Annotated in this window: 7 protein-coding genes; 2 read left to right on the top strand and 5 right to left on the bottom strand. The window is 45.4% G+C overall.

The window, feature by feature from the left end; all coding sequences use genetic code 11:
• Nucleotides 1–55: 55 nt before the first annotated feature.
• From QUB52_RS27975 to QUB52_RS27985, 3 genes are all read right to left on the bottom strand, one after another.
• Nucleotides 56–1,294: a hypothetical protein gene (locus tag QUB52_RS27975; protein WP_332975542.1), complete on the bottom strand. Its 1,239-nt coding sequence runs from the start codon at nt 1,292–1,294 to the stop codon at nt 56–58.
• A gap of 7 nt (nt 1,295–1,301) precedes the next feature.
• Nucleotides 1,302–2,423: an AAA-like domain-containing protein gene (locus QUB52_RS27980; protein WP_332975543.1), complete on the bottom strand. Its 1,122-nt coding sequence runs from the start codon at nt 2,421–2,423 to the stop codon at nt 1,302–1,304.
• A gap of 234 nt (nt 2,424–2,657) precedes the next feature.
• Nucleotides 2,658–3,896, bottom strand: coding sequence for an LL-diaminopimelate aminotransferase (locus tag QUB52_RS27985; RefSeq protein ID WP_332975547.1), 1,239 nt, complete (start codon nt 3,894–3,896; stop codon nt 2,658–2,660).
• A gap of 183 nt (nt 3,897–4,079) precedes the next feature.
• On the opposite strand from QUB52_RS27985, the gene QUB52_RS27990 reads away from it, so the two are divergent.
• Both QUB52_RS27990 and QUB52_RS27995 read left to right on the top strand, forming a co-directional pair.
• A complete protein-coding gene (locus tag QUB52_RS27990; RefSeq protein ID WP_332975544.1) occupies nt 4,080–5,171 on the top strand; it encodes a hypothetical protein in 1,092 nt (363 codons plus the stop codon).
• Between the two features lie 285 nt (nt 5,172–5,456).
• Complete coding sequence (locus tag QUB52_RS27995) at nt 5,457–7,211, top strand: DUF3352 domain-containing protein (RefSeq protein ID WP_332975545.1); 1,755 nt, start codon at nt 5,457–5,459, stop codon at nt 7,209–7,211.
• A 335-nt stretch (nt 7,212–7,546) separates the two neighbouring features.
• On the opposite strand, the gene QUB52_RS28000 is transcribed toward QUB52_RS27995, so the two are convergent.
• Together QUB52_RS28000 and QUB52_RS29365 are read right to left on the bottom strand one after the other, a co-directional pair.
• Complete coding sequence (locus tag QUB52_RS28000) at nt 7,547–7,981, bottom strand: hypothetical protein (protein ID WP_332975546.1); 435 nt, start codon at nt 7,979–7,981, stop codon at nt 7,547–7,549.
• A 167-nt stretch (nt 7,982–8,148) separates the two neighbouring features.
• Complete coding sequence (locus QUB52_RS29365; RefSeq protein WP_442923234.1) at nt 8,149–8,283, bottom strand: LuxR C-terminal-related transcriptional regulator; 135 nt, start codon at nt 8,281–8,283, stop codon at nt 8,149–8,151.
• Nucleotides 8,284–8,365 lie beyond the last annotated feature (82 nt).

An 8,365-nucleotide genomic window follows, 5' to 3' on the forward strand; every position in this document is an offset into this window, starting at 1 on the left:
ATGCTATATCTGCCCATTTTTGTGACTTATTTATGCCTTCTTTAATTCCCCAATCTTAGACCTGAATCCTTACGGCAGAACTAGCATTTTCGGCGGCGCGGACATCTTGGCTGATTGCTAAAAATTCAGGTAGTACGGCACCGATTTCGGGTGGCGGTGCTGAGGCTATCCAGGCAAGTTGTTCGGTAATGGCAACGATATCTTCAGAATTATGACAGCGGTTGAGGGTATCAATGGCAATTCCCACCATTGCCTTTAATACTACTTTTTGTTGATTAGTTGAGCGGATTAGATAAAGGAGGGTTTGTAGCGCTGCAAGTCGATTGTGCTGATAAGCTTTGACGATAAACGAATCCATCAAAGGCATCGGTAAGTGAATGATTTGGTCGAAGTACGGTGGCAGACACCGCAGCCATTTTACTTCGTCTCCCTCCGGCACGAACCGCAACAATAAAAACATCCACAGTAATTCTGGAATCCAGAAATAAACCCGCAAAGTGCCCAGAATGAAGGCCACACCGGACGCCACAAGGAACGCCATACCGAACGCCACATCAAACTCCACACCGGACGCCAAATCCAAATCCATAGCCAACCCCAGAATGGACGCCACCAACATCACACCGGACGCCATACCCAACTTCCCACCGGACACCACACCGGACGCCACACCCAACGCCACACCGGACGCCACACCAGATGCCACACCGGACAGCAAACCCAACGCCACACTCAACGCCACACCCAACGCCACACCAGATGCCACACCGGACAGCAAACCCAACGCCACACCCAACGCCACACCCAACGCCACAACATAAAACTGAGATTGAAATAAAGATTGTAGGGGGATGAGTTGTAGAATCGAGGGCGTTAGTTCAGTTGCGAATAACAGACCAGTAGTCATCAAAAAAATAATACTAATAACAATCCACGTAATTGCTCTCAACCACTTTTGCAACTTGGTATTATCGCCCCGTGCTACCCAGTTTCCAAGAAACCAGCCCATCAAAAAAAGACTGCTTCTCAACCAATTAAATGGCTCGACTACCAGGGAATAAATGATGCCAACTAGCAGTGCAGCTACTACAGGCACTGCTACTGTCAAAAACCAGACTTGTCCCGCATACCGCCGCAGCTTAGGATTATCTCTAAACTCCGCCCGCATACTAAAAGGATTAGTATAAAATTTCAAATCGGGGTGAATTTCCCGCAGCCACTCCGCCAAAGTAAAAGGTTTAAAGTAAATCCAGTAGAGAAGGCGAGCACATTCAGCTAGATAAGTCAGATTCATATTTATCCTAACCATCACACCACTTCCCTAACAATCCACCCAAACTGTTACACAAAAGCTTTTTGAACAAATCCGAAACAGTCTCTCCAGGAATTACACCTCGTAAAACCATAATCAGAACAATTATCACAATTAGACCAATTCCCCAAGTAAATATTTCATCAAGTTTTAGCCCGAAATTTTTAGTTAAATTGCCCACCCAAATTGGCACATCCCAGAATAGCCAGCGCAGCAAATGCCAAAACTTCTGAGGGCGCTTGGGTGGAGTTGGCAATTGTAAAACTACCCTGGCTTGGTTTTGAAAATTCTGCTTAGCCCACTTCACATCTTTACGATCTTGTTGCGCTTGCCAGAGATATCTTCCGGCTAATTGCAAAAGCACAGGATGCCCTTCTCCCCACTCCAAAGCTAGGCGCTGATTTGTTTCAGTTAAAGCTGGTATTGTTCCTTTAGGCAACTCGACTAATTTTTGAGCTTCTGCTTCTGAAAAATTTTTTAATGAGCAGTCTGAACCGACGTTGAAAAAAGAAGAGGTCAGTTTATATTTGGTGCGGTAGGAATCAAGAGTTTCTAGAGAGGCTAATACCAACATCATCGCGCTATTGTTGATTAAGGAGTGAAGATTATCATAAAATCCTTCATCAAATTTTTCGCGATAACTATCCTGAAACAGCGCTTCAAATTTATCTATACATAAGACTGGTAATATTTTCTCTGCCTCACAAAGTCTAATGGCTTTAGCAAAGGTACGACGATTCCAATCGGGAGCTTGAAAAGCTGTAACTAAACTTGGTTTGGCTTGAATAACTGGCACGTCGCTCAACTTTTGAGCAACTGCTTGATAGAAAGTATTTTCTTCTTGGCATTCACCATCTTGAAATGATAAATAAATGACAGCATAAGGGCTGGAAGTGTATTGACGATGATTGCGACAAATTTGATAAAAACGCCAAAGTAGGGATGACTTGCCAATTTTATGTGGCCCCACAATATTAACGCTGGTTGGCTGTGGGCCTGTCATCTGAGATTGAATAAATTTTAGTTCGTCTTTGCGCCCCACAAAGCAATCGCGCTTTTTCAGCATAGAGGGTGCAGAAAACGGACAGGGAGATGGCGAAGGGGGAGCCATAGAGTTATTTGACTAGAGGAGAAGCGGACTCGTATATTTATAATACATTATAATGCTGTAGAACATGGCTCAGTCCGCCAGTCCGCAAGATGCCTGTTCCACAACATATCAAATTCTTGTGGGGTGGGCATCTTGCCCGCCCAAAGAAACAGGCAAGATGCCCACCCCACAACATATCAAATTCTTGTGGGGTGGGCATCTTGCCCGCCCCAAAAAGACTTATCTCTCGCGCTTTTACACCTTAAACTCTTCCCCAATCCGTCGCATCGCTTCCTCGACATTTTCCCGACTATTAAATGCCGAAATGCGGAAATAACCCTCACCCGCCGCGCCGAAACCAGAACCCGGTGTCCCCACCACATTTACAGTTTGCAGCAACTTATCAAAAAACTCCCAACTCGTCAAACCGTGAGGCGTTTTTACCCACACATAAGGCGCATTTTCGCCACCGTAAACCTCGATTCCCGCCGCTGTCAATTTCTCGCGAATAATCGCCGCATTTTCCATGTAAAAATTGACTAATGCCTGAATTTCAGCCTTGCCTTTCTCAGAATAAACCGCTTCTGCACCGCGCTGCACGATGTAAGAAACGCCGTTAAACTTAGTAGATTGGCGGCGGTTCCACAATTTCCAAATTTCCACATCGGAACCGTCTGCTGCTTTTCCTGTTAAAGTCTTCGGTACTACTGTAAAGGCGCAGCGAGTACCGGTGAAACCAGCATTTTTTGAGAATGAACGAAATTCGATCGCACAATCGCGCGCACCTTCAATTTCGTAGATAGAATGCGGTAAACTCGGATCGGTAATGTATGCTTCGTAGGCTGCATCGAAGAAAATAATCGAGCCGTTCACCTTAGCATAATTTACCCAAGCTTGCAAGTGTTCCTTCGTTGCAGTTGCGCCCGTCGGATTGTTCGGGAAACACAGGTAAATTAAATCGACTTTTTTGTCTGTGGGAATTTGGGCTGTAAAGTTGTTATCTGCTGTAATTGGCAGGTAAACAAAGCCTTCGTACTCGCCTTTATCGTTCGCATCTCCCGTGTGTCCGGCCATCACGTTTGTGTCTACATACACCGGATAAACTGGGTCTGTAACTGCGATCGTGTTATTGTTGCCAAAGATATCGAGAATGTTGCCGCAGTCGCACTTAGAACCGTCAGAAATAAAGATTTCCGAAGCATCAATCTCGCATCCCCGCGCTTGGAAATCGTGCTCGGCAATTTTCTGCCGCAGCCACTCATAACCTTGTTCCGGGCCGTATCCTTTGAAGGTATCCCGCGAACCCATTTCTGCTACCGCGGCCACCATCGCCTCGCGACAAGCTTCTGGTAAGGGTTCGGTGACATCGCCAATCCCCAGCCGGATGATGGGCGCTTGGGGATTCGCATCTGCGTATGCTTTCACTCTGCGCCCAATTTCGGGAAACAGGTAGCCGGCTTTGAGTTTGAGGTAGTTGTCGTTGATAGTTGCCATTTTTGCGATCGCGTGTTTGTTGTAAAATAGCTTACTGCTAATTGGCATCTAGCTGTTGACTGTTGACTAAAAAATCCCTGGATTCATCCGTTAGAGTAATTCTAAAATCTAAAATTGGTAGACGATTGACAAAAAAATCAACTAGCTTGTATAATCAGAATAGTGTGCAGTGCAGAAACTATTATGGACGAGATCGAATATGCCAAACTCTATCAAGAACTGGCCGCAATTCTGAATGAGTTTAACTTGGGTTGGGTAGTTCAACAAGTTGCGGATACTGTAGAGATAGGCAAAGTAATTCAAGAGCGATCGCTCAAAAGAAAGACACCCCTGCTGAAGATAGAAGATTATACCGCAAAAGAACAACTTTTGCTGTTAATTGCTGCTGTCGAACAAGCGACGGTGAACACTTCGGAAATGGAAGACGAAATTGCTTATTTCCTGAAAGTAGAATCAGAAACATCCCCCCTCGGCACAAAAATTGTATTTGCGAATTCCGCAGCAGAAACAGCCCAAACAATCGAGTTTACCTCCAGCGTGACAGCCCCACGCCACAAACAGGCGATCGCCCTCAAACAATTACTCGAAAAACTGCCCTCTGAGCCGAGCAACTACGCCGTCAATTCCGAAATCAAGAGCAAATTAAAAAGCTCGATCGATCCCGATTTCAACGGAGTGCTAGAACAAGCAAGAATTTTTGATGCTTACCTTTTTACCATCCTGCTCAAAGCAGTTGCCAATGAAAGTGGCAATATCTATTATAACAATGTTTTAGACGACGAAACACCGAAAAATTTAACATTTAGAAAAACAGCGGGAACAATCCACGGAACCGCACATCCATACACTCATGCTGTGGTGGAATTTCCCGACAAACCAGCCCTAGAAATTCACCTCGGAGTCAAAGTCCAAGGTAGAGCCGGAGTTCTGCACAATTGCAACGTTTTAATCTTGTACCAAAAAGAAGCAAATATTTGTCGCTTGCTCAACCGCGAGCCTCGACACTCCCAGGTGATTTTAGCAGTAAAAGCTGAACATAGTACCTCGGAACTTCAACTAGAAATGGCTGGTGCTTTTATTGGATTAGCGTCAGATATTCGCTACGAAGGCGGCAGCTATTTCATTTCTAATAGTTACTCACAACCCGTGGCAAAACTGCTAACTACGGCTCGCAAAAAATGGGAACTCAATATTTTTCCTAGAGCCACAAATGATGTCCATCGGTTGATGTACTCGTTTCAAACTATCTTTAAAGACTTTAAGGCTAGAAACTAATATTAGGGCATTGGGCATTGGGCATTGGGCATTGGGAATAGTTAGTGTAGGAATTCGCGTAAATACGAAATAAACCGGGTTTTTCACCAGTATTAAAGGCGAAAATGCACTGTTTAGTAAAAAAACGGTTTCCGTATCTAGGACTATAGTGGTTAGTGGTTACTTGTTAGTAGTTTTTCTAATAACAAATAACAAATAACAAATTACCAATGCCCGATGCCCGATGCCCGATGCCCGATGCCCGATATAATTTATGATGTTGCGAGCACCCGAACCTTACGAATAATGTTTAAGAAAGATAAATCTTCCCTACTGTTTACGATCGGAGCCGCCACACTTCTGATCGGTTTAGGTATCCTCGTGTACTCGATCGTCATTTCCCGTGGCCCCGCCAAAGATTTGCCAGCGGGAGCAACGGTTGTTCCACAAGATGCGATGATGGCTCTATCCATCACTACCGATGAATCGCAGTGGAATAGACTGCGAGAATTTGGCACGCCGGAGTCCAAAGCTTCGTTTGAAAGGTTTTTAAGCGAATTGCGCGATCGCCTCCTGACAAGCAACGGTTACGCCTATCAGCAAGACATTCAGCCTTGGGTGGGTAACACCGCAATGGTAGCCTTTCTGCGCAACAAAACAGCCATACCAGTCCCCCCGCGCGCACCCAACGCGCCCCCGCCTCAGCCAATTCAGCAGTCAGTAGCAATTATCCTGCCCATCTCTAACCCGATCAAAGCCAAAGAATTATTAGCAAAACCCAGACCCCTCAACCAAGGAAAAATGGTGGAGCGCAATTATAAAGGGGTGCAAGTTACAGAAACTCAAGGTATACCCGATCGCAATTTCTCAGTCGCGGTACTCGGCACAAACTATCTAGTAGTCACCACAGATCCCACCGCCACAGACAGAATAATTGACACCTACAAAGGCGAACCATCCCTCGCCAAAACCCCCGGCTATGCAGACGCCATCCAACAAATCAAAGATGCCGGTGCCTTCGGTCAAATCTACGTGAATATGCCCGTTGCAGCAGCCTTTACAGCCGCCAACTCATCCCGCGAAATTTCGGCGGAAAACCTCGAAAAACTGCAACAAAATCAAGGATTTGCCACCACAGCGACGCTGGATACAGACGGAATTGGATTCAAATCAATCTCTTGGCTAAAACCTGATTCTACCATTCGTATAGCAGTAGAAAACAATGCTCTCAAAATGGCTAACCGCCTGCCAAACAATACAATCATGATGGTATCCGGCGGGAACTTGCAGCGTTTGTGGCAAGACTACGTATTGGGAGCCGATGCTAACCCGCTGGCCCCGATTAATCCCCAAGTTTTACGCACAGGTTTAAAATCGACTACCGGCCAGGATTTAGATAAAGACTTCATCAACTGGATGGCGGGAGAATTTTCTCTATCATTAATACCAGCCCCCACGCAGAATCCGAAAGACAAATTTGCTGCGGGATTTGTATTTATGGTGGAAACAAACAACCGCAGCGCCGCGAATAAATCCCTGAAACAGCTTGATGAAACGATGAAAACTAAAGGGTTTAGAGTTGAAGAAATTCAAGTGGGCGGGCAACCTGCGACTAAATGGACATCGGCGTTTGGAGGGATTACTGTAACTCGCGGCTGGATGAATGATGTGGCATTTATTACAGTAGGAGCTCCCGTGGTTGACGCGATTGTTCCGGCGCCGAAAAGTCCGCTTTTAAGTAGCGAATTGTTCCAAAAAACTGTACGATCGCAACTTAAGCCTCACAACGGCAATTTCTTCATCGACACCGAGAGTGCGTTTAACCCGAAAAACCTAGCTTTGCCGGAGTTTCCTCCCAGCCAAAAAATCTGGATAGATGCCACGCGGTCGATCGGCATTACAGCGGCCATCATTGGCGATCGTACCACCCGCTATGATGCTTTTGTCGGTCTCAAAAAATCCGACTCATCCACTCCTTCACCAAAGCCCTCACCGAATCCATCTTTACCGAGTTCATCTTCACCCAGTCCCTCGCCCACCGTCCAAACTTCACCCAATTAACTCTTAAATCCTGCCAAAAATCCGCCATCACAATCCCTTAAACAGCAACGCCGTGCGATCGATTAAAACCGAAAAGCAGCAGGATGTCGCACGTCTGGGAATCTGCGATTAAAAAAGTCTTCTAGTCATCTAGAAGACTTCGATTACTTATTCTAACGATGAGTTTTAAGGTAGAGATCAGGGGGTAGCTTTTATCATTCTGGCTCAGTCTTAGGACAAAATAGCAGCTAGCATTTATAGCGCGCGATTTTTGTCCTCGGACTCAAACACAAAATAGTTTTTTTTAGCAGTTTCTCCTGACAATCCACGCCCAGAATTTACGTCGAAAAAGCTAGCTACACGCAGATAATCGTGCCGCTCTTAGAAACACACTTCCACGACGAAAAAGGAGTCGTCCGATAACAAGCATTTGCCTCATACTTCAGACACGTACCTTGCAAACATACTTTAATTGATGCCTTCGCTAAAAGTATATTGCCTTGAAGTGTCTGGCACTTATTGAGACCTATATTGGCGCAGGCAACTTCGAGTCCTGCTAGTTTCAAGCAGACTTTAAAGCCAGCGCCAACTTTGGTATAGCAAATTGCGATCGGCCCAACTATACTAAAGCAACCAGCCAGGGCTTCATGAAGCTCTAAAGTTGCTGCCATCTGCTCATCTGCTGTCGCTACTTCCGCTCCACCTTCTGAACTAACCACGGTGGCTAGTCCTTCCCCATCTAGAAATTCCAATGGATCGTAGTCTAGTTCAATCATTTCATGGTTTGCCATAATCTTGTCTCCTGAATTTAAGTTTGAGTTTTTGTCAATTAAACACTTCACCAAAACAGCAACTACATTGAGGCTGTTTGCTTTGTGTATGCTCTAATTCTCTTCAACCTAAACTTGGGAAACAATACGACGATCCGCGTATATAATTGTAAAGAAAATGCAACAAATTACTCGGGTAGCAGCCCCAATTTTTCCAGAGCAACCATCACAGCAGCCGTTCTGGTTTGTACACCGAGTTTGCAGTGAATGTGCTCCAAATGTTTTCGCACTGTTCCTTCACTGCAACCGAGAACTTTAGCAATTTGGGCGGGTGCATCTCACTTTGGCAAATACATCAAATTGAAAGTTGACCGTTGAGATAAGCACAGCGAAGAGAAAGGATAG

The sequence above is a fragment of the Microcoleus sp. A6-C6 genome (assembly GCF_036705955.1).
Classification (GTDB): domain Bacteria; phylum Cyanobacteriota; class Cyanobacteriia; order Cyanobacteriales; family Microcoleaceae; genus Microcoleus.